This is a genomic window from Rothia sp. HMSC067H10, from assembly GCF_001810635.1.
Lineage (GTDB): Bacteria > Actinomycetota > Actinomycetes > Actinomycetales > Micrococcaceae > Rothia > Rothia dentocariosa.
On the sequence record NZ_KV802288.1, the window covers coordinates 40595 to 62202 of the forward strand.

The window sequence follows — 21608 nt, forward strand, 5'->3', positions numbered from 1 at the left end:
TGAGTTCTTCTGCGACGGTATTGGGTATTCTGGGAGTAGAGATAAAAACGTAGAATCTCACTCACCGGTGAAAGGAATATCGTAATGTCGCAGAACGCGGAAAATAACGATGTTGCACACAAAGATGCTCAGTCTAGCGGATGGAAGAAATATGTTCCTCAGCGTGTGAATTCTCTGAGCAGGCGCTCGCTTTTGCTGACGGCGGGATGCATCGTGGCTGCCGACGTTGTTGCGATGATGCCCCAATTTGCCCGTGCTGGAATATTAGGCGATGAGGCGGCGGCGACTGTTTCGCGGAGGAAACAGCTTGAAAAATGGGAGCATGATATTCGAGAGAATATTGACGGAACCTATCTCAAGGTCGAAGAATTTACGATTCAGGGTCGGAACAAGGACGATAACTCCGAGGATGATCTTGAACTTGTTGGTCGTATCTCGATAACGAGTCGTGGGCGACAAGATTCTGCCGGTACCGCACGTGCTCTTTCGGCCTTGTGGGAATATGGACACCCCGAGTCCATTACTCTTGAACCCTCGGATAATGAAGCAGCTATGACCATTCCTTCCCCACAAGGAATATCCGAAGCTGAGTGGGGAACAATTCTTGGGGTTTCAGTACCTCGCTATGCCGTTGATACGTTGAGCATTCAAAAAGACAACGATTCGAATACCCTTGACGTCGATGCAAGCCTCACGAAGGGCGCATGGAACAAGATCAAGGAAAATCTGCGAACCCTGCAAAACGCGCAGTTCTCGCAGGGAATGCGAGTGCAATATATCGTGCAGCGCAATAAACTTCAGGTTCCTTCGGGTGCTACCGCGGATATTTCAATTCAGGTTTTGGGTGCCGAGCGTTTGAATCTGATAACTATGGCGCTTCAGGATGCTATGGAGACCCAGGAATTCAATAATTTGAAGAGCTTCACGGCACGCTGGATGGACGATACCTCAGGAAAAAGCAGCAGCCGTAAGTCGGGGGAGAAGGACAGTCTGATTATTGTTATTGATGGAAATCCCGAAGACCTCGTCGATGTGGCTCAAACGTATATGCGTGAACAGAGGGTTACGCTGGAGGGGCTCAAAGAAATGCACATTCGTGTGAAGGAAACAATTTTTAGGGGCTTGTAAATCTTGTGATGTACTTCTCATAAGAAACGCTCTGCTGGATTTGCTTACGTTATAAAAAGTAGTTTATAGTAGTAGAGCACCGCGGGGGCGTGGCGCAATTGGTAGCGCATCTGCTTTGCAAGCAGAGGGTTAGGGGTTCGAGTCCCCTCGCCTCCACGTTTCGGTGATTATAGTGAGAGGGAAACGCCTGGTTCCATTCCGAACCCAGTAGCTAAGCCTCTTTGCGCTGATGGTACTGCACTTTGATGGGTGTGGGAGAGTAGGTTGTCGCCGGACTAGTTTTCCGAAGAGGCCTCAGACGTTATGTCTGAGGCCTCTTTGTTATATCTACCTGCTTGCTGCATATATAAACGGGCTAATGGTCAGAATGCATATCTGCACGATACCGAACCTACTAGCCTTCTGCTGTGTATATGACTTATCCTTGTCGAAATAGTCTTCTTCACCAGATAATTCAGCAGGCTATATCTGCTGCGGCGCTGAATATTCAGCCCAATATCCGTCAGTGCTACGTTCAGTTGCCACCCTATGGACTCTAGTCATGACAGGTGTAAACAGTAGGATAGAATTCCTGCCCGGGCGATAGGAGCACCTTGATGACCGATATGAAGAAAAAGGATAACGACATTTCCCGCGTGGCTTCAGGTCTTATGGCCGTGGCCGTTGTGGCACTGGTTATCATCGGCTGGGTAGCCGCAGTTGCCACCTCGGACGATACCGGGATCGCCAAGTTGGAACCGTGGTGGCGAGGACTATCTGCCATTTTCTTCCTGATGGCCCTATTATGGACTGCCCACTTCTTTCTGCCGCGCCGTGTTCCGCTGATTACTTCGGTAATCTTGGCGGCAGCATCCGCGATGATCACGGGCTTTGGCGTCGCATTCTTTCGACCTTTCGGCTGGGGAGATCTCCTCTGGCTGGTATCTGCTCTCTTCGCCTCGATTGCCATCTTAAAGCTTCTAGAACCCACTGGACGTACACAGTGAATTAGGTGTCCGCACGTTGGTTTGGCATCAGACTTATATGACTTCAGTAGAGGAACCTTAAAACAGAAAAGCCATCTTCTGCGATCCGCCGTGAGAACAAGGGAATCAAGAAAATGGCTTTTCGGATATGGGGGAGAGGGTAACTAGGCGCTCTTCCAGGGGTCTTTAACCGGACGAGCTGCCTTGTAGGCGGCAAAGCCTCCAATACCCAGAGCCAGAACCAGACCTACCAGAGCTAGACCCTTACGGGGACGCTTACCGCCGTTGCGCTTGATGCGTTCCAATTCTTTTTGAGCTTTGCGTGCGGTTTTCGAGGTGGCCTTGCGAGCCTTCTTCATGGCTTTTTTCTTGCCGGTGAGTTTCTCAGCCAACATATCTGCATGTTCGGGGATATTCAGGTCATTGACCTTCTCTGCCATGGCCATAGCGGCGACGACAGCCGAATTCTTCTCAGCTTTACGAGCCTTGCGCTTCTTAAAGAACATCGTGAACCTCCATTAGTCATACCGCAGTACCTCATGTACGCGGGTAAGCGTTCACCTCTCAGCATAAGGAATTACCCTGAAAAATGCTTGTTAAAATTCTTACCTCACCTAAAACTACTGATAAACCGCATGTATTTTCTCAGTAAGCTAAATTTAACGTGATGCTGTGATAGCGAGGATTCTAGCGCACCATAGAGACAACGTGACAAAATAGACCTATGACTAATGCAACAGCTCAAGCAACTATTCACACCAACTACGGTGATATTGTCGTTGATCTCTTTGGTAACCATGCACCGCTGACCGTTGAGAACTTTATCGGTCTGGCAGACGGTTCTAAAGAGTGGAAGCACCCCCGCAGCGGCGAGGTCATGAACACTCCGCTCTACAAAGATGTGGTGTTCCACCGTATTATCAAGGACTTCATGATCCAAGGCGGTGACCCTCTCGGCATGGGTATTGGCGGCCCCGGCTACCAGTTCAAGGACGAGATTCACCCCGAGCTTTCTTTCTCTAAGCCCTACCTGCTCGCAATGGCGAACGCAGGCCCCGGCACCAACGGCTCGCAGTTCTTTATTACCACGGCAGAGACTCCTTGGCTGAACGGTCGCCACACCATCTTCGGTGAGGTCGCTGATGAAGCCTCAAAGAAGGTTGTAGACGCTATTGAAAGCGTTGAAACCGGTGCACAGGATCGTCCGGTGAAGGATGTCGTCATTTCTTCAATCGACATCAAGAAACTCTAATTTCGTGCTGGGAAAGGACCCGCCTGGGCAACCGGGACGGGTCCTTCACCGTATCTGCGTTCTTCTCGTATCCATGAGCCAAACCACGGGAACCGAGGGATTGAGTAAGAGCGTATGAAAGGAAAAACGTGGACTACCCATCTAATCCACAGCAAAATAGCTCTCAGACGGAGCCCACCTGCCTGCGGCATTCCGACCGTGTGAGCTATGCACGGTGTAAACGGTGCATGCGTCCCGCCTGCGGGGAATGCCAAATTAATCTGGACGTTGGGATGATTTGTCCTGACTGCTACCGAGAGCTATATGGACGCCAATATCAGGCGCGCACACCGCGCAGGTTCGTTCCCTACGTAACGTACACTCTGATCGGGATTAACGTGGTGGTATATCTGCTTCAGCTCATCATCCCGCAGTACTGGGTGTATTCCATGTTTGCCCTGAAATGGGACTACACCGAATTCACGGGGGAGTACTATCGCGTGCTGACCAGTGGTTTCTTGCACTCACAGAACGATTACTCGCATATTGTGATGAATATGCTCTCCCTCTACATCTTTGGTATTGCCCTTGAACAGATGATGGGATGGTGGCGGTATCTGCTCGTATACCTGCTCTCCATCGTAGGCGGTTCTTTCGGCGTGCTTCTTCTGGACGATCCAACGGCGGAGGTTGTGGGCGCATCCGGCGGTATCTTCGGGCTGATCGGTGCCTACCTGGTGATTATGGTGGTTCTGCGTGAACGGGATAATATACGGGCCCTTATGATTATGATCGCCGTGAACGTTGCCTTTGGATTCCTCGTTCCCGGGATTTCCTGGCAGGCTCACGCGGGCGGTTTTGCGGTCGGTGCTCTTGCCACGGGGGTGCTTTTAGCGCCTCAGATTATTCAGCGCACACGAAGTATCCAAAGGTAATACTCAAAAAATCTGTGGATAACTAATTTTTGGTGGGCCGCAGCATCCCAAGTTTCCCTGTGGGAACAAGGCGGGATACTGCGGCTCACCGGTTGCTTTAAAACACAGAAAAACACCTGTATTTTTTGATTATCCACATGAGTTTTCCACACTGTGAATAACTACAGTGATGTAATTTCACATTTGTTAGTACTCCGTTTTTACCTGTGGATAGAAGGCTTTATCATCTCGAAATTACAGGTATGTAAGGTTTTCCCCATGTCTATCCCCACCTGTGGAAAACTTAAAACCCAGGATGTGTAATTACAAAAAAACGGGTGCAGCTCGATCAACGAACTGCACCCAGAGGAACGCTTGTACAGACTAGTTCGCCTGCGCCTCAGCCTGAGCAATGTCATCGGGACTAAGCGTAACACCCGTATACAAACGGAACTGTTCTGCCGCCTGCAAAGCAATCACCTCGCCGCCCGTGATAACCTCACGACCGGCAGCGCGAGCGGCACGAATCAGCGGGGTTTCCACAGGCATCGCCACAACATCGAATACCACCGCCGCCGCCTCAATCGTGGGCTGCGGGTACGCCAGCTGCTCGCTCTCGGCACCGCCAGACATACCGATCGGGGTAACATTCACAATCACTGGGGCAGTAAGATCGCCGGGTTCAGGCGCCCACGCATACCCGTACCGGTGTGCGAGCACCGTGCCTGCATCCTCATTGCGAGCGATAATAGTGCCTGCCCGGAATCCAGCATCGTAGAAGGCACCCGCAACGGCCGCCGCCATGCCTCCTGAACCGCGCAGAAGAAACGGCAGCTTAGGATCAACGGCATGCGATTTCAGCAAGGAAGCTACTGCAATCACGTCGGTATTGTAGGCGTGCAGGTACCCATCCGTATTGACGATAGTATTGACCGCCCCAATGACCTGCGCCGAATGATCGACCTCGTCCATGAGCGGAATAACCGCTTGTTTGAAGGGCATAGAAACGGAACATCCGCGAATACCCAGGGCGCGCACACCCGCGATAGCACCCTCAATATCCGTGGTTGTCATCGCCTTATACAGGTAATCAAGGCCGTGTTTCTCGTACAGATAATTGTGGAACTTGATACCGTGGTTTGACGGTCGTCCAGACAGGGAAATGCAAAGGGTCGTATCGCGGTTCAGCGGTGGACGCGGCATAGGGGAGTCCTTCGGCGGTTTAGGAAAGAGTGTTGCGAATGAGATTTGCGGCTTTTTCGCGGGCTTGTCGGTCAGCCACCACGAAATGCATATCGCCGGTATCGATCGTGGGAACAACCGCGTTGCCGTCGTTGAGGCTCTTCACATGGGCCTCCGCCTGAGGATCCTCCCAAATATTGACCCAGGTTGCATGATTACCCAGATCGCCTAACGACGAATCGAGGCGCTCGCAGAAGGGGCATCCAGGGCGCCAATAGATGACGACTCCGCCGTCTTCCTGAACTTTGCGTGCGTCTTCTTGGGTTGCTTGCTGACGTTTGAGCATTTTGATCTCCAAAGGTATAACACAATAGGGAGCCCGCCGCCGCTACTGTGACCCATCGGGTAAAGCAACAGACTGCATGCGGGCTGTCTTACACTACAAAAACAGAGCGTTTGCGACAATAATTCCAGCATAGGCGAAAGAATAACGAATCTGCTGGTAAAGGCCTTTGAATACAGAAAAATTCCCCGCATTCATTCTCATGATGCGGGGAATTTTTGAAGACTAGAGTCTTACTTACCGAACTTATCGGTAATCTTCTGGACGTTCTCGTTGACGACCTCTTCGGCCTTCGAGGTGTGCTCGTCGTTGACGACGTCCTTACCTGCCTTGCCGTTGACGAGGTCCTTTGCCTTGTCGATTCCCTGCTCGACGATGTTCTTCGGATCGAAACCCATAAGAATCTCCTTTATTTTGGGTGACTGTTTACAACACAGTGTAGAGGTTGTACAGATTATAGGACAACCCTCAGGATATCATGACATGATTTATGTTGAATCTATCTAAAGTTCTCCGAGAGCCAATCACAATCCGCAGGAAAACCGGCAACCATCGGTAGAAAACGAGGCTCGGCGTACCCGTGTTCGGCGTATGCTTGGGCTATTGCCTGAGCTGTTTCCTCAAGTCGGGATGTTTTAACAAGAGCCATCACGGCGCCGCCGAAACCGCCTCCAACGATGCGCGCCCCTAAGGCTCCATGCGTCAGGCAGGCTTCAACTGCGGTGTCGATCTCTGGGCGGGAGACGCGAAGCTCGTCGCGCATCGAAATAAAGGACTCGGTAAAGATGCGCCCGGTCTCTTCAAAAGCCCGATATCCCAGCTCATCCGCATGTTTGAGCAGGTAGCTGGCGCGCCCCACCAGTGTCATATCGTGAAACGCATGGCGAACCCAGCCGCGCGGGAAAGTTGCCGGACCCTCACGTTCCTCTAATGCTGTCAGAGAACGATTAACCGAAGAATCTACCAGTTCCAAACGCCACTCTTTAGCCTCACGCTCATCGTGATGTGCACACGAAAGATCTTCGGGGAGAGCATCACGTAGATAGGTGAGACCAAGAGCATGCGCACACGATTCAGAGGCGGCACGCCGGGTGGCAAAACAATTGTGCGCCAGCGCGTGCGGGGTATTCGTATCAACAACAAGAAAACTTAGACCGTGCTTCTGTAGGTTCAGATGAATAGGGTCTATCGAAAAATCACGGAAATCGACGACCAAGGCCTGACCTGACTTCGACCGCAGCGATGCCGTCTGATCTAGTCCGCCGGTATGTGCACCCGCAACTTTATTCTCTGCAGTGATGCATACCTGCGCTAAGCGAGCCCGGAGTGCATCGTTATCGGGGGAGCGGTCGGAAGGAACCGCATCTGTATCCGGGCAACCGGGGCGCAGCGGGCAGGAAAGGTCAAGAAGTGCCAGTGCTGTGGAGCATTCTAAAGCGGCGGACGAAGAAAGCCCCCCTCCCACGGGAACCCGCGAGTTAATGAGCAAATCAGCCCCGAACTGACCGGGAAGCATAATATCGCGACCACCCTCATGATTCATCGCCCACGCAACACCGGCAACATAGGTGAACCAGCCCTTAATATGCCCGGGTTGAATATCCCGAATCACAATTGTGCGTTCATCTCCGGGCATCTGCAGAGAGGATGCGCGCAGCACCCCGTCTCGGCGCAGCGACCCCGCAATGTAGGTACGGTAGGGTAGCGGCATGGGCATGCACGAACCACCCAGAAAGTCGATGTATTCGCCCAAGAGGTTCAAACGACCGGGGGCGGACCATACCCCATCGGGCTCTTTACCATAGGTCTGTCGAAACGCTTGGCGTACCCGCTGAATTTCATCCTGATGTTCGGGCAGAGAAGCCCACTGCGGGATTGCGGTGGTCGTCATAGAACTCCATTCAGGCAATGCGATAAAACGGTACTCTTCAACATACCATCTGCACGGCTGCGCACCGGGGCACGACTGCACAACGGCAGCGCCCCGGCTGATGCATATGCATCTGTATGCGGGAATTATTTGGAGAGCATGAGTCCATCGATCGCGGTGGAAATATCAGCCGTATATGCTTCACACACCGGCTTAGGAATTTCCTGCAGGGGATTCTCTTCGGCTTCCGCAGTCAGCGAAGTCAATACAGGAATAGCCTGTGCCTCTTCCACCAGGCTCAAGGCAAGGTGAATGAGCATGCGGGCGCGGCGCAGCGCCTCCCCAGGCTCAAACCCCATATTTTGAGCGTCATAGGCAATGGCCGCCACGGGCTTGAGCCGCTCAGGATTAGTTGCCAATGCCAGGCGAATAACTTCAGGAAATTCTGGAATAGAATAAATAGTCTCGAAAAGAACCTGTCCGCGCACGATCAAGGACTCTTTCACTGCCTCTGGATCCTTAGAATCCGCGGGCATAAGAAGCTCCTTTGGAGCTTTCTTATCCAAGATATAGTTCGCAAGAAGCACCAAAAGGTGCTGTTTATTCTTGACATGGTAATAGAGGGCGCCGGGAGCAACTTGAAGTTCAGCTGCCAAACGGCGCATCGACAAATCCGCTAAACCATTGGTTACCAGAAGATCAAATGCTGTGTCTAAAATTTTTGCTTGAGAAAGTACCACACGTCTATTTTACGGGTGAAATCTCTCTGCTGTCATGAAAAACACCTATAAATTCTCGTAAAGAGTATGAAGAAGTAATTGTATTTATGTAGAAAACTATAGAAATTGCTAGTGGCATAACTGTAAAAATTGAGGCTTACGTAGGTGTTTAATAAATGGTATGAGTAACGCATATTCCGAACTTGTGGCACGCATTAGCGGGGGAGAGGGATTGACCCGCGATGAAGCGCAGTCGCTTCTGAGCACTGAAGACGGTCAAGATTTTGCGCTTATTGAAGCAGCATCTGCACTTCGCCGCCAAGAATTTCGCAATGTAATAGCAATTCATACTGAAGATGAGGAATTAGCTGAAGCATTAGGTACACGTTCAATTTCTATTGATTCTTATGAAATTTTAGATATAAGCCAAGATATTGATTCTCATGAACTCGCTGACCGGATGGTGGCTTTAGGAGCTGGGAAATCTACCGGCATTACCGTAAAACTACCTCAGCAGGCGGTTCCGATGACGCTGATGCGCATCCTCTCCGTCTTGCGGCTTGCCGCCCCCGATAAGGTTATTCATCTTCCCGAAGGCTACGAAGAGTCGCTGCGTTCGCTGGCATCTCTGGCTATGCATATTGTGAGTGCTATTACCATTACCGATGATATTGAGCGTTGGCCGCTCGTGAATGAAACCCTCAAAGCACTGCGTCACGGCGGGATTGTGATCGCCGGTTCGGGCAGTCGCGATGCGCTCGCCGGGTACCTGGCGTATCTTTCGGAGCTCGGCGTTGATTTGATGGGTCACCGTGAGGCACGCGGCTCAGCCTGCGGTTCCGTTGATGGCGGCGGATGCTGTGGCGGACACGAAAGCGAGCCTGCCGCATCCTCGGGCGGATGCGGCTGTGGGTCGGGCGGGTGCGAATCCGATTCCGTCTCGACAGAACAACACGCGCATTCCGAAGGTGGATGCTGCGGCGGGCACGAGTCCGCTCAGCCAGTTGAGACTCCGAAACCCGCCGCTTCTGGTGGGTGCGGATGCGGTTCCGGCGGCTGTGGGTCGGCATAGTATCTAGCTTCCCTCACGGAATATAATTGCCCCTTCACCAAGTTCGCAGAGGCTGATTTTGGTGAAGGGGTTCCCTGTCTTTGCAGGGTAAAAGCGATATATTCCAAAATTGGAATAGTATTACCTTACGGTTATTCGTCTTGTAGGTGAACATTACCCGAACTCTCCTGCGAGAAGGGCTGTTACCTGTGACTCTCCGGTAAAGTTGAGTGTGAGTGTATCTAAAAATACAAGGGGTTGATACGAGAGACAATGCTCTACTTATCCGTTATAGTTCTGATTCTACTTGCAACAGTCATTATGGTAAGCGTTGGCGATCGCCTTAATCTTCCCTGGCCCGTGATGATGACCGTCCTGGGCGTTGGCGCGCTGCTGTTACCTCCCGATCGACCCCATATTGAAATCGATAGCGATATTATTCTGCCGATTTTCCTGCCGCCGCTGTTGTGGGCTATCGGCGTAAAATTTTCCTGGGGTACGCTCCGGCGACGCTGGAAATCCGTCCTCCTCTATTCGGTACTGCTCACCACGGTATCTGCGCTTGCCGTTGCCGGTGTTGCCCTGTGGTGGGTTCCCGGAATGGCGGTCGCTGTCGCTCTAGCGCTCGGTGCCGCAGTTTCGCCTCCGGATCCCGTTGCTGTTGAAGCCGTTGCCGAACCTGTCGGCATTCCACGACGTTTGATTGGAACGCTTCAGACTGAGGGTAGTTTCAACGATGCTATATCGATTGTGCTCTTTCATGCTGCTATTCATTCGATGGAGGAACACCACGCCATTGAACCACTCGAAGTTATGAGAGACTTCGCCTTAGGATCGGTTCTGGCGGTTATTATTGGTTTTGCGTTTGGCTGGATCGGCGGTTATGTGCGTATACGAGCCCACGATGTGGTGACGAGAAATGCCGTAACTCTTGTGATTCCCTTCGCTTCCTACCTGGTGGCAGAAAATATTCACGCATCCGGCGTTATTGCCGTGGTGATCGCCGCAATTCAATTCACCAGCACTAAGTATTTGGTGGCCTTAGAAGCTGAGGATCGTCTGACGACCTCATCTTTCTGGCAGATTATTGAATTGCTCATGACCGGTATTGCTTTTGGGCTGATCGGTCTACAGGCGAGCGAAATTATCTATAAAGCCAACTCAGAGCGTATTGCCGGTCTCTTCGTCGATGGTGCCGTTATTGCTGTGGTCGCGATGATAATTCGTCTTGTGTGGTTCACAGTCATCTGGCTGATTGGTAAGGCTGCCCGCCCGGTGCATGAAGGTGCTCCCGAATCCTTCGCCGAGGTTATCGTGATGACCTGGTCGGGGATGCGCGGCCTAGTGACCCTGATTCTTGCGCTCTCTATTCCCATGATCGACGGTATGGAACAGGCTCGCGAAGACGCTATCGTGATGATGATTTCGGTTCTGTTCTTTACCCTTGTGGTGCCCGGACTGACCCTGCCGTTCGTGGTGAGGATCCTGAAGGTTCAGGTGAACCATGAGGAAGATACCGCCGTTCCCGAACTGCTCAAACTGGCTCAGAATGCGGCTTTGGAAGCCCTGCAGGAAGAAGCAAAGGCAACGGTTGATCCAGAGACCTACGCCCGCGTGAAGGACATGTATACCGCTATTACTCGCCGCGATGAGATTATCGAAAGCCTACCCGAGGAATATAAACCCCATATTGAAAAGCTCAAGGATAAGCGAAGCGAGTACATTCGCCTGCGTGATGCGGCGCTGATGGCGGCACAGCGTGCGGTGATTTCAGCTCAGGATCGTTACGATTCCCACGATGTTTCCCGAGTAATTCGTAAGTTGGATATTCTGGTTCAGGCTGAGAATGTGCGCACGAATAATAACTTTATTCTGCCTTCGTTGCCCGCCGGAAACGTAGCTCTTGAAAGGTATAACATGCTCCGCAGTCATCTGGGAACTTCGACTATTTCCATCGTGAAGGATGCCCCTTCTTCGCCATATGTTTCCAATGCCATATTTGATGAACAACGTTAAGCTATGATTTTCACACCGTGAACCTGTGAAAATTAGGGGAATTCACGGTATGAAATGCTTTGAGACCTCATATCATCTAAAATTGGATTAAGAGTAATTTTACGCCGTTCAAACGTATAATGTGTACGAATATTTTATGCGTTTCTTCATAATTGAAAAGCTGTGAAAACCCATGAACTCTAAAAAACTTTCGCCCGCCTATCTCACCTCCCTACTTCTTATCGTGGTCGGTGCTTTGCTGATTAGCCTCTCACAGACATGGCTGCTGTGGCTCGGATGGATTCTAGTTCTTGCCGCCCTGGGATTGAATGTTCTTGCACACATGGTCACTATTTCCAAGGCTCAAGGAGAGCCTACGCCCGCTTTAGTGACAAGCTTAAGTGAGATGGAAAATAACCTTGTGGGCGCTATGCGCGATAAAAATGCGGAGCGTCATGACAGTCCTGAGGGTGATGACGGGGCTTATGATGGTGAAGAAGAAAACTCCGCATCGGATGAAGCCGCGCAGTCTTCGACCCGCGAGTCTGACGCCGGTAAACTTGGAGTTCTTCCCTCAAAACCCAACGGTTCACGAGGCTCTTACCCACGCTCAAACATTCGCTAAAGGTCTGTTATGAACACAAAATTCCTTCTCTCACCCGCATATCTATGCTCGGCGGCACTGCTGATAGTAGGTGCTGTGCTCAGTGGAGGAAGGTTTATGCTGATCGGCTGGATTTTCTTTATCGTCGGTCTTTTTTTGAACGCTTTGGTATTAGTTGTCTTGGTTAACCGCGATCAACTGACTCATTTTGGCGCTCAGCTCAAACGTCCCGATGAATCAGAACTAGAGATCGGCGAACCGGTGGTGCAGCGTCTTGATGAAGAAGTTGCCGAGTCGGCTGATATGAACGCGGAACCTCTGCCGGAGGATCTTCCTGATGGTTCAGAGGTTGTGGAGAATGGGGCAAAAGATACTGCTTCTGTGAAAAGAACATAAGACCTTCAGAAAATAAGCGTGGCGTATATTCGCCCTCACGGAAAACCTGATAGCAAGGGGAGATTCGGTGCACTGTTGTACTGAATCTCCCCTACATTTTCTTATATCAATGATGGAATATTGCCAGGTCAGCATGCATATATTCCGAAATAAGAATATAAGGGTGAGTGCATCTTGATAGTCCGCCCACCCCTATATCTCACCGCACGCGAGATAATCGTTACCCGTTTGAGCATCCTGCGAATTCTTGCGCATAAAGATCTGCCCACCCAGACCTACGATAGCCTGATCGGCACTGCCGTGACCGTAATATTCGTAGCGTTCCCGGTACAGCTCAATCATGCGCTGCGTTTGTTCCTTAGGCCAGAAGATGTTGTTGTGGAAGAAGCCGTCGCCGTAGTATGCCGCCTGCTCCGCAGTTTCGGTAGTACGGATGCTGCCGTGCCATACGAACGGGGCAACACCGTTGAGCGGGCGCGGGGTTGAGGTAAATCCGTTGAGCGGCGTGCGGAAGCGCCCCGACCAGTTCACACGCTCTTCGCGCCAGAGCTTGTGCAGCAGGGCGTAATTCTCGATCGCCAGGTTCACTCACGCCCTCACGAATATCCTTGCCGAACCAGGGGTAGACCGGTCCGGTATTGCCGCGCCCGAGCATCAGGTCTGTGCGACCGTCGGCAAGGTGCTGCAGGGTTCCGTAATCTTCGGCGATGCGCACCGGGTCGGTCGTGGTGATGAGCGTGGTTGAGGTGGAGAGAATGATGTTCTTCGTCTGCGCGGCAAGATACGCCAGGGTGGTCGTGGGGGAGGAGGCAATGAACGGCGGGTTGTGATGCTGTCCGACGGCGAACACATCCAGACCGATCTCTTCTGCCTTCTTGCCAATTTCGATGATATTCTTCTGGCGCTCGTACTCGTTGACGGTCTTGCCCGTGACCGGGTTGGTGGTGATATCGCCGACGCTAAAGATACCGAACTGCATGATATTTGTCCTTTCTAGACGTTGTTTTCATCGTGTATGGCAACCAGTCTACTCTTGAATAGTTTACAAATAAAACATTTGTGACACGGTGTGTCTTCTCGGAGTGTTTGACCTAGTCAAGGCCATTTTTAGGGTGTGTTGAGTGTGTTGCTACGGGGTGTTGTTCGGGGTTTGCGGAGTGAGGGGTGTCGGGCAGCGGGTTTAACATGCACCGGTCATCGAGTGCTTGATCTGCTGGGTGTGTGCACGAGTGCGCTTCTTGAAGACGTAGATAGTGATTTCTAGATAAGGAAAAACCTTCATAAAATACTGTTTTTGTTTCAAATATGAAATAATTTCAGTATGGAATGGCTAGATGTAGAGGTTCTTGCGGGTGAGCAGTATGGGCTGTTCACCTCGGCACAAGTTGATGCCCACGGGGTTAGCCGCGCAACCCTTCACCGTAGGGTACGCCAAGGGTTTGTGCAGCAGGTGCGTCGTGGCGTTTATGTTTTGGCGTCTGCACGCTGGGACATTCACCGTGACCTTCGCGCGGCGTGGCTTTCGTTGGAACCTCAGAAGAAGGCGGGGGAGAGGTTGTGGGGTTCTCCCCACTTTATGGTCGCTTCTGCTTCTGCTGCTGAGGTTTATGGGGTCGGAGATTTTTACGCGCAGCATTATGAGTTTTATACGCGGGAGCGTAAACAAATATCGTTTGAGGATATCCGTCTATCACGCCGCCAAGATATGCCTCATGAAGCTACTATTGTTGAAGGCCTCCCTGTGGTTCCTCCAACTCGGCTTATCTGTGATTTTTTGCGGGAAGGCCGTGACTTAGAAAAGGTTTCGCTCGCTCTTCAAGAGCTGCTTCAGAAGGGCTATGAGATTTACTGGACCGATATTGCGGATGCGGTTCGCACGTACTCTTCCAGGATCTACTCGGCACCCGCATCCTGGGTGATAGGCGAGCTTCTTAAAACCCGGATTCAAACGCAGACTTCTGCTCACCCAGCATGGGACTCCTACCTGGAATCTGGCGAAAAACTTATACCGAAAACCTCGCAGTAGTTGCTTCATTTATTACATATATGTAATATATGAAGCATGGCATGGATTGATGTTGAGAAACTTGCAGGTGAACAGCATGGGCTTTTTACATCAGCTCAAGCGGTCGCCCGTGGAGTGAATCGTGCCATGATAACCCGTAAAAAACAGCAGGGAGCCATAGAGCAACTAAGGCATGGAGTGTATGCTCTAGCCTCCGCACCCAGTGATCCTTATCAAGAAATACGTGCTGCATGGCTGTCTCTTGAACCTGCACAAACGGCTGTTGAGCGTATCAAGAATCATGAAGGTCCGATTCTTTGTGATACTGCTGCGGCTGAGGTTTATGGGGCAGGGGTTTTTTATACTGATCGCTACGATTTCTATTCCTCAACACGAAAACAGAGCCGTGATGAGTTGATTCGCGTGAGGCTCCGTCATCTGGAGGATGAGGATATAGAAATGGTTGATGGGATACTGGTGGTGTCTCCAACTGTTCTTGTGTGTGATTTCCTCACAGAGTATTACGACCTCAATGACATTACGACTCTGGTGCGAGACCTAGTGGATGCTCAACGAAAAATTAATTGGAATCGTGTAGAAGAGACTGCACAGAAAGTATCAGATGGATACGGTATTTCGGCAGAAGAAATATTTGAGCAACTATTCACCCCCGCTCTTGAGATTTCTTCTGCGATAAAATCCACTGATCCCAAGAATGAACGATACCTTCCTGCGGAAGTGAATAAATATATTACAGAATACTGGAGTCGACAGATGCAGGAGATTAATAGGTCTCTTAGCGAGTCCATAAAACCAATTCTTCAAATGCAGATACCTAAAGTTAATGTGGATGTATCCGCTATTACCAAATCACAAAAATTAATTGATGGTATTTCTAAGAATCTTACACGTCAGATTCCATTTAAAGAAATATTCATGAAAAATCAGAAGAATATATATAATGCATCAGAACTTATACGAGAGGCTCTTAAAAATAATGCATCATATACTTCTAGTTCTATTAATGCTAATTCACCAAGTAAGGATGTTGAAAAATGAGTCGTGGTTATGAGTCTGGTAAACAGTCTGCTGGAAACAGCAAGGCTTATATTGGTGTCCCTAAGATGTATCGTGTTGATCAATACCATCGAGATATTGTGATGGCGCGGGCTATTAGTGGTGCGAGTGAATCCTGGTTTCTCAAAGGTGGCAACGCCTTAATTTGGCGTGACTCAACAGCTCGTGCAACTAAAGATCTTGATTTATACTATCGCGATTCTCAAAATATTCAACAAGCTATAAAAGAATTTATAGAATTTGTGGAGAATAACCCAAAGTCTATACCACCACTCGATGTTCAAATGAAAGTAGAAACCCTCAGAGAGCCTCATCAGGAAAATAATCGTGAAGCGCAATCTTTGCGGGTGGTAATTAAACCTCTGTATGGTGGAGGTCGGGTGAATGTAAATATTGATTTAGTAGTCGGATGCTGTGTTACAGGTAGTCATGAAGTAAAAGAAAATAAATCGTTAGCTGATGCGCTCGAAGTTGATGTTAATAGTCTTCCTAAGGTTAATATATATCCAGTCGTTGATCATATTGCAGATAAAGTTTCTGCGACCATGCAATCATACTCCAATAATCGGGTAAGCTCTAGGGTGAAAGACCTTGTGGATATTATTATTCTATCTAGGCAAGGAATTGATAATAATATACCCTTTGGTGATTTGCTGAAAGCGATAGAATCTGAACGACAGCAGCGTAATATAAGTCGATATGATGATGGATTTTTAATCCCTGAGAATTGGACAGAGAATATGTATCAAAAAGAAAGTAAAAAAGTTGAGGGAATTCCTCGGAGTCTTGAGGATGCAGTACGTGAGGCTCAAAGATTCTTGAATCCGGTGATTTTACGTGATGCACAAGGGAAAACCTGGAACGGGGAGGACTGGGTTTAGTATCCCATGACTTGGGGTGATGTGCTGAAACTGACCGGAGAGCAGAACGGACTTTTTACCAGTGCTCAAGCCCTTGCTCTGGGGACTTAAGGTCCTCACGCCCGTAGTTACGTGGCAGCACACCCGTGAGTGACGGATTTTCCCGTTCGATCAGCCGCATGGCCTCGTCAATCCGTTGGCCGATGCCCGGGAGTTTTGCCTCTGCCTGAAGCTGTTCCCAACGCACACCATCGGGAATCCAGAAGACGTTGTGACCAGCATATTCGTCGCGGTCTTCGAGGAAGACCTCCACTTGTGTCCCATCAATACCGTCTTCAACGAGCTCTTGTCGAAGTGCATCACGTCGTTCGGAGAACTTGTCAGAAACGTACTTGAGGAAGACCAGACCGAGCACCACATGTTTGTACTCGGATGCCTCTTGGTTACCCTTGGCGCGCATCGACTCCGCTGTTTCCCACAGTGTCTGTTCGAGCGTCAGTTCAGTACTTTTGCTTCTTGCCATAATCAGTCATACAGTCCTAGTTTGTTGGCGTTATGTTATAAGGATTGAGTTGTTATTTTACTTCGACCATGTAGCCCAGTTTACAGGTCAAAGCGTTGCAGATGAGCATGAGCGTTGCCGTAGTTACGTTCTCACCTCTACCGAGCTTGGCAGATGCATCGCACCAAGGAGTTTATCAATATAGATCATCTTGATCTGCCCTTCACAGGAGGCAATAGCTCAAAGCCTAGCGGCGGCATAGTCGGCGTACTCCTGCATGCGTTTGCGCGCATCCTTGGTCAGCGCCTTATTCTCCCTCAGGATGCGCCCGGCATTCTCCGCCATAAACTCTAAATACTGCCTATCGCGGGTTTTGCGCCAGGCCGTGCACGCCGCATCCAGATCGTTGAAATCGCGGGAGATCTGCCGCTGCATGGTGTAACGCACCCACATGAGCACCAGCACCACTCCCAGCGGGATCAGGCACAACCAACTATTCCACAGAGCGTAAATACCTATAGCCAACGCGGCGAGCGCCAGTTGAATTGGGGCAATAGAAACAATATCGCTTCTACGTTCGCGCTGATTCTTCACCAAAGACTCACGGGCGGCCTGCCGAAAAGCATCGCCAAAGCTCTCGGGATTGCGCCCTTTATTCGTTGAAGACATTCGCCATCTACCCCGTTTTAACAATCTATAGACGTTGTTTTTGCAAAAAGTTTCACGTGAAACGTAGAATCTACGCACCCAACGAAGCGTCGATAAACTCCCACGCATGATCCACCGAAACCTCGGTGCGCGCCTTCACATCATCCGGGGAATAGTTGAACGACGCCGCATGATCCGCCCACTCATGCATGGGCACATCGTTCCAGGAATCCCCAATCGTGTAGGTTTCATACTCGACCGGTTTCAGATACTCCACAAGCCACGCCAGCCCGGTCGCCTTCGTGCACCGCGGGGGCACAATATCCAGAAAATCCTGATTCTTGTGACAATCCACTGAATCACCGAACTCCTTAAGAATCCAGCGGTAGGTGCGCTCGCGAGCATCATCTTCAGGAATCCATAAGGGCACACCCACATAATCTTGGGTATCAATCTCGGACTCTGCCAGCGGCAGGAACTCGGGCAGAATATTAGTCGAAGACCCCACATTATCCGCCAGACGATAGTCATGGGTTAAAGTCGTGGCAAAAAGAGCGACCCCCGGCTCTTCTTTGAACCGTTCATAGCAGGCGCGCACCACCGCAAGCGAAAGAGTTTGCGCGTGCAGGATGTTGTACTCGGCATCGGTCACAACCGCACCGGTGTATAGCACGTTGTAATCGAAGGTTACGCCGGTTTTATCGAGGGCAAGTTTCGTGGCGAAAATACTTTTCCCCGTCGCACACACCGCAAGATTCCCGGCCTGCTGCCAGCGGTGAATAGCCTGTACATTCGCGGGATCGATGGTCCGGTCAAAAAGCAGAGTTCCATCCAAATCGAATGCCATCAGTTTTTTCATGGGATTCCTCAGGTCTGTGCGGTGGCTAAAAATCACGGGATGCGCACCCGGTACCAGTCTACCGGAGCGCGCATCCCGCGAGATTATCAAACGGTCACCCAGACCTAAGAGGGAAGTGACAGGAACCCGAGGTAGGAACCTGCAATACCCACGGCAAAGAGACCGAAAATAATCCAGATAGCGTTAACCCTCTTGCGCAGAAGCCACATGCACAGGAAGCACAGGGCCAGTGCGGCAAGCCCGGGCAGCAGCTGATCCATCATCGACTGCACGGTGACCTCAACGTTCTTACCGTTTTGTTCGTATTCCGTGAGCTTGAGCGGAATGTTGATGGTCGTCCACCGGTATACGAGCGATCCCATCACGAACAGACCCATCACCGAGGCGCCCTGCGTAATCTTCTGCAGGGTGTTACCGCCCGCTTCGCCCACGATTTGGGTACCTTTTTCGTACCCATACTTGAAGCCGTACCAGCGGGTGGCCCACCGAATCGCGGTCATTCCGAAGAAGAAAATCAGCGGTCCTAGAATATTGCCCGCAATAGCGAAGGATGCGCCCACCGCCGCCAGCACGATACGCGCGGTACCCCAGTAAATCGGGTCGCCCACGCCTGCGAGCGGTCCCATCAGACCAACCTTCACGTTGGTAATGGCGGCATCATCAATGCCTTCTTTACCGGCTGCCTTTTCGCGCTCCATAGCGGCAGTCACACCCATAATGGAGGATGCGACCCAGGGTTGGGTGTTGAAGAACTCCAGGTGACGGGTGAGTGCTTCCGCCTGGTCTTCCTTCTTGGTGTAGAAACGTTTAATCGCGGGGATCATCGACACCGCAAAACCAATGGCTTGCATACGCTCGAAGTTGAAGGAGCCGAGCAGGAAGGTGGAGCGGATGTAGGTATCAATTTTGTCGCGCCTGGTGAGGTTGGGAACCTCGGCGGTTACTTTTTCTTGAGTGTTCTCAGTCATGATTCGCTCCTACTCAAGCTCGTTGTCGAGGTCGTCGGCTGGGCGTGCGGCTGCCGGTGCCGCCTCACTCTTATGGAAGATTGGATTCAGCTGGGTATACAGCAGTCCCAGGCACGCCCCGACAATACCGATCGCGACTAGGTTCAGCTGCGCGGGATCTGCCAGCGTTACGGCAAGGTTGCCGATAGCATCCTTGTTGCCGCCGCTGAGCGTGATTTCCTGGGACGCCGGAATAGCGGCTGCCGCGATGAATCCGAGGAAGAAGAACGGCATGAGGGCGCGGGACTTCATCATGTTAATGACCATGGCGAAACCGACCACAGTAATCATGCCGCCAGCGATACGCAGGCCGTTCGTCACCTCAGCAGGAATAGACTGCAGCCAGTTCTGCAGGGTTGCAGAGTTAATAAGGGCAACCACGGCGGTTGGGACAGCTACGCGCAAACCTTGCAAAATCATGCCGCTGATATGCATGAGCTCAATACCCCGGAAATTCGCCGTTTGGGCGAACCGGTCGGCTTGATGTTGGAAGAAGACGGTAATAGTTCGCACGAAAATGGTGAGTACCTGCCCGGCTGCTGCAATCGGAATAGCAACGGCGATGCCCTGCGCTTTATCAAGGTGACCGTGAATGACAACGACCGTTGCGATACATGATGCGAGTGCCGCATCGGGTGCCATCGCCGCGCCGACGTTCATCCACCCAAGGGCAATGAGTTCGAGCATACCGCCCAAAATAATGCCAGTGGTAGGGTCGCCGAGGGCGAAACCCATGAGGGTACATGCTACTAGGGGACGGTGGAACTGGCGTTCGTCTACCACGGATGCGACACCCGCAATGAACGCCACCACAATGACGAGAATAAATGCGAGGGGACTCATGAGGCGAGACCTTTCTCTTTCAAAATTTTTGCCAGATCGACGGGGTTGTGGTTGGGAAGCTGCTGTACGTACAGCTTGACGCCGCGTTTGAGAAGTTCACGGTATGCGTCGAGGTCTTCCTCGGATGCGTAAACTGCCTCAGAAAGCTGCGTCATACCGGTTTTGTAGGTTACACCGCCAACATTGACCTCTGGAATTTCGACGCCTTCGTCTATTAGACGCACCACATCGACCGGGGATTCGAGTACAAACATGGTTTTCATGCCGGTGTACTTGGGATTGTTGTATACGCGCCCTGCTTTAGCAATATCGAGCACATTGGTTTTGACTCCGGCGGGCGCCACCTGCAGAAGCAGGGTTTTGCGGAGGTTGTCGTGGGCGGCTGCATCTGATGCGGCAATAAAGGTTTGCGGTGCCACATAAGGAACCCAGGTGCCCGCGACCTGCCCGTGAATAAGGCGGGAGTCGATGCGCGTAAAAATAGCATCCATATGCCCGCCTTCAACCTGCTGTTCTGCTGGTATTTCTGGTGCCGCCGGTGTTTCGGCGGGTTTTGCCTCTTGAGAAGGCTTTTCTTCCTGTACCGGTTGGTTGGCTTCTTGGAAGGAGCGAATACCCTTCACGCCCGCCTTATGGGCTTTGGCGACCAGGCCCTTGAGGGTTGCATTTTTGCGACCAGCGCCGCTGATCACTTCTATGAGCATCGGCACGTTGACGCCTGCGACAACATCAATATTTTCGTTTTCTGCCGCGAATCGAGCGCCCGCATTGTAAGGGCTGCCGCCGAAGAGGTCGACGAGAATAAGGGTTTCTTCGGATCCTGTTTCCGCAACGATGCGCGTGTACTCTTCGATCAAATCTTCCGGACCCTGCCCGGGAAGAAATGTCACCGGATACACGTTATCGAGGTTTCCGAGGATCATGCTGGCGGTCTTTAAGAGCGCGGGTGCTGACTCCCCGTGTGCCGCCACGATGATAGTGACCATGATGGTCCTCTCGTTACTACAGAATGTGTGTTGTTTCCGTATTTAAGGGTCTAAACCCTTTGAGAATATCACGGTCAATAACGGTTTTAAATATGGAGAAAAATATAGGAAAAAATACTTCTACATGAGAACCGCTCGGCACATAAATATAGTATATGTGACCTAAACTATGTCGTTCTTAAGGGCATGCTCTAGAGGGCGGAGAACGTGAAAGGTTATCAGCTGAACAGGGGTAAAAAGCTGTCATTTGCTGTATTTTAATGCATTAATAGCGTATATTCTTATATTCCAATATAGGAATATATTGAGTTTTGGGAGAGCTTGTCAGGGGGTAAAGTGCATTCTGACTAAAAATTCTTTTGATTGTGAATAAAACATCAAAAATTCTGCGTTATTTAAGATCAAGAGAATTTTTATTGCACG

Annotated in this window: 23 protein-coding genes, 1 tRNA gene, 1 rRNA gene and 1 pseudogene; 13 read left to right on the forward strand and 13 right to left on the reverse strand. The window is 50.9% G+C overall.

The annotated features are described in order from the left end of the window. The first annotated feature begins 84 nt into the window (after positions 1 to 84). From HMPREF2756_RS02670 to HMPREF2756_RS02685, 4 genes are all read left to right on the forward strand, one after another. Positions 85 to 1128 carry a Tat (twin-arginine translocation) pathway signal sequence gene (locus HMPREF2756_RS02670; RefSeq protein ID WP_070618013.1) on the forward strand — a complete coding sequence of 348 codons (1044 nt, stop codon included), beginning with the start codon at positions 85 to 87 and terminating at the stop codon, positions 1126 to 1128. A gap of 83 nt (positions 1129 to 1211) precedes the next feature. Beyond that, positions 1212 to 1284: transfer RNA gene (locus HMPREF2756_RS02675), tRNA-Ala, on the forward strand. Between the two features lie 3 nt (positions 1285 to 1287). Next, a 5S ribosomal RNA gene (gene rrf, locus HMPREF2756_RS02680) occupies positions 1288 to 1404 on the forward strand. Between the two features lie 320 nt (positions 1405 to 1724). Further along, on the forward strand, positions 1725 to 2114 hold the full coding sequence (locus HMPREF2756_RS02685) for a hypothetical protein (RefSeq protein WP_070618017.1): 390 nt from the start codon (positions 1725 to 1727) through the stop codon (positions 2112 to 2114). A 143-nt stretch (positions 2115 to 2257) separates the two neighbouring features. Here HMPREF2756_RS02685 and HMPREF2756_RS02690 read toward each other — a convergent pair whose 3' ends face one another. Beyond that, entirely contained in the window at positions 2258 to 2599 is a 342-nt protein-coding gene (locus HMPREF2756_RS02690; protein ID WP_070618020.1) for a hypothetical protein, read from the reverse strand. A 218-nt stretch (positions 2600 to 2817) separates the two neighbouring features. On the opposite strand from HMPREF2756_RS02690, the gene HMPREF2756_RS02695 reads away from it, so the two are divergent. Continuing rightward, positions 2818 to 3345, forward strand: a complete 528-nt coding sequence (locus HMPREF2756_RS02695) for a peptidylprolyl isomerase (protein WP_004005916.1) — start codon at positions 2818 to 2820, stop codon at positions 3343 to 3345. Positions 3346 to 3617: 272 nt separating this feature from the next. Further along, the gene (locus HMPREF2756_RS02700; protein ID WP_239668179.1) at positions 3618 to 4259 is read left to right on the forward strand and encodes a rhomboid family intramembrane serine protease; all 642 of its coding nucleotides are present in this window, start codon (positions 3618 to 3620) and stop codon (positions 4257 to 4259) included. Between the two features lie 363 nt (positions 4260 to 4622). On the opposite strand, the gene HMPREF2756_RS02705 is transcribed toward HMPREF2756_RS02700, so the two are convergent. The 5 genes from HMPREF2756_RS02705 to HMPREF2756_RS11575 all read right to left on the reverse strand — a co-directional run bounded on the left by HMPREF2756_RS02705 (position 4623) and on the right by HMPREF2756_RS11575 (position 8373). Next, positions 4623 to 5441 carry a shikimate 5-dehydrogenase gene (locus HMPREF2756_RS02705; protein WP_070618026.1) on the reverse strand — a complete coding sequence of 273 codons (819 nt, stop codon included), beginning with the start codon at positions 5439 to 5441 and terminating at the stop codon, positions 4623 to 4625. 19 nt (positions 5442 to 5460) lie between these two features. Continuing rightward, positions 5461 to 5766 carry a glutaredoxin domain-containing protein gene (locus HMPREF2756_RS02710; RefSeq protein WP_070618029.1) on the reverse strand — a complete coding sequence of 102 codons (306 nt, stop codon included), beginning with the start codon at positions 5764 to 5766 and terminating at the stop codon, positions 5461 to 5463. Between the two features lie 230 nt (positions 5767 to 5996). Beyond that, positions 5997 to 6161, reverse strand: coding sequence for a ribosome recycling factor (locus tag HMPREF2756_RS02715; protein ID WP_070618032.1), 165 nt, complete (start codon positions 6159 to 6161; stop codon positions 5997 to 5999). A 101-nt stretch (positions 6162 to 6262) separates the two neighbouring features. Beyond that, the gene (locus tag HMPREF2756_RS02720) at positions 6263 to 7654 is read right to left on the reverse strand and encodes a galactokinase (RefSeq protein WP_070618035.1); all 1392 of its coding nucleotides are present in this window, start codon (positions 7652 to 7654) and stop codon (positions 6263 to 6265) included. Between the two features lie 125 nt (positions 7655 to 7779). Continuing rightward, a complete protein-coding gene (locus HMPREF2756_RS11575) occupies positions 7780 to 8373 on the reverse strand; it encodes a TetR/AcrR family transcriptional regulator (protein WP_037231446.1) in 594 nt (197 codons plus the stop codon). 160 nt (positions 8374 to 8533) lie between these two features. Between HMPREF2756_RS11575 and HMPREF2756_RS02730 the strand changes: the two genes are divergently transcribed. The 4 genes from HMPREF2756_RS02730 to HMPREF2756_RS02745 all read left to right on the forward strand — a co-directional run bounded on the left by HMPREF2756_RS02730 (position 8534) and on the right by HMPREF2756_RS02745 (position 12398). Then, a complete protein-coding gene (locus HMPREF2756_RS02730; RefSeq protein ID WP_070618038.1) occupies positions 8534 to 9424 on the forward strand; it encodes a biotin synthase in 891 nt (296 codons plus the stop codon). Between the two features lie 252 nt (positions 9425 to 9676). After that, the gene (locus HMPREF2756_RS02735; RefSeq protein WP_070618041.1) at positions 9677 to 11419 is read left to right on the forward strand and encodes a cation:proton antiporter; all 1743 of its coding nucleotides are present in this window, start codon (positions 9677 to 9679) and stop codon (positions 11417 to 11419) included. A gap of 172 nt (positions 11420 to 11591) precedes the next feature. Further along, positions 11592 to 12023, forward strand: coding sequence for a hypothetical protein (locus tag HMPREF2756_RS02740; protein WP_070618044.1), 432 nt, complete (start codon positions 11592 to 11594; stop codon positions 12021 to 12023). Positions 12024 to 12119: 96 nt separating this feature from the next. Further along, positions 12120 to 12398, forward strand: coding sequence for a hypothetical protein (locus HMPREF2756_RS02745; RefSeq protein WP_246825810.1), 279 nt, complete (start codon positions 12120 to 12122; stop codon positions 12396 to 12398). 231 nt (positions 12399 to 12629) lie between these two features. Here HMPREF2756_RS02745 and HMPREF2756_RS02750 read toward each other — a convergent pair. Continuing rightward, positions 12630 to 13377 (reverse strand): annotated as a pseudogene (locus HMPREF2756_RS02750) (LLM class flavin-dependent oxidoreductase); the annotation flags it as partial. A gap of 342 nt (positions 13378 to 13719) precedes the next feature. Here HMPREF2756_RS02750 and HMPREF2756_RS02755 point away from each other — a divergent pair. Genes HMPREF2756_RS02755 through HMPREF2756_RS02765 form a run of 3 tightly spaced genes read left to right on the forward strand, consistent with a single transcriptional unit; the run spans position 13720 to position 16361 of the window. After that, a complete protein-coding gene (locus HMPREF2756_RS02755) occupies positions 13720 to 14424 on the forward strand; it encodes a type IV toxin-antitoxin system AbiEi family antitoxin domain-containing protein (RefSeq protein WP_070618049.1) in 705 nt (234 codons plus the stop codon). Between the two features lie 36 nt (positions 14425 to 14460). Next, positions 14461 to 15462, forward strand: coding sequence for a type IV toxin-antitoxin system AbiEi family antitoxin domain-containing protein (locus tag HMPREF2756_RS02760; protein ID WP_070618052.1), 1002 nt, complete (start codon positions 14461 to 14463; stop codon positions 15460 to 15462). Further along, positions 15459 to 16361: a nucleotidyl transferase AbiEii/AbiGii toxin family protein gene (locus tag HMPREF2756_RS02765; protein ID WP_070618056.1), complete on the forward strand. Its 903-nt coding sequence runs from the start codon at positions 15459 to 15461 to the stop codon at positions 16359 to 16361. Before HMPREF2756_RS02760 ends, HMPREF2756_RS02765 begins: the two co-directional genes overlap by 4 nt. A 55-nt stretch (positions 16362 to 16416) precedes the next feature. Here HMPREF2756_RS02765 and HMPREF2756_RS02770 read toward each other — a convergent pair whose 3' ends face one another. From HMPREF2756_RS02770 to HMPREF2756_RS02795, 6 genes are all read right to left on the reverse strand, one after another. Beyond that, positions 16417 to 16863, reverse strand: a complete 447-nt coding sequence (locus HMPREF2756_RS02770; RefSeq protein ID WP_210393508.1) for a type I restriction-modification system subunit M N-terminal domain-containing protein — start codon at positions 16861 to 16863, stop codon at positions 16417 to 16419. A 219-nt stretch (positions 16864 to 17082) separates the two neighbouring features. Further along, a complete protein-coding gene (locus tag HMPREF2756_RS02775) occupies positions 17083 to 17511 on the reverse strand; it encodes a hypothetical protein (protein WP_070618060.1) in 429 nt (142 codons plus the stop codon). A gap of 70 nt (positions 17512 to 17581) precedes the next feature. After that, positions 17582 to 18349 carry an HAD family hydrolase gene (locus tag HMPREF2756_RS02780; protein WP_070618064.1) on the reverse strand — a complete coding sequence of 256 codons (768 nt, stop codon included), beginning with the start codon at positions 18347 to 18349 and terminating at the stop codon, positions 17582 to 17584. A gap of 104 nt (positions 18350 to 18453) precedes the next feature. Beyond that, positions 18454 to 19317 carry a PTS system mannose/fructose/sorbose family transporter subunit IID gene (locus HMPREF2756_RS02785; RefSeq protein WP_070618068.1) on the reverse strand — a complete coding sequence of 288 codons (864 nt, stop codon included), beginning with the start codon at positions 19315 to 19317 and terminating at the stop codon, positions 18454 to 18456. A gap of 9 nt (positions 19318 to 19326) precedes the next feature. Next, on the reverse strand, positions 19327 to 20199 hold the full coding sequence (locus HMPREF2756_RS02790; protein ID WP_070618071.1) for a PTS mannose/fructose/sorbose transporter subunit IIC: 873 nt from the start codon (positions 20197 to 20199) through the stop codon (positions 19327 to 19329). Beyond that, on the reverse strand, positions 20196 to 21185 hold the full coding sequence (locus tag HMPREF2756_RS02795) for a mannose/fructose/sorbose PTS transporter subunit IIA (RefSeq protein WP_070618074.1): 990 nt from the start codon (positions 21183 to 21185) through the stop codon (positions 20196 to 20198). Before HMPREF2756_RS02795 ends, HMPREF2756_RS02790 begins: the two co-directional genes overlap by 4 nt. Between the last annotated feature and the right edge of the window lie 423 nt (positions 21186 to 21608).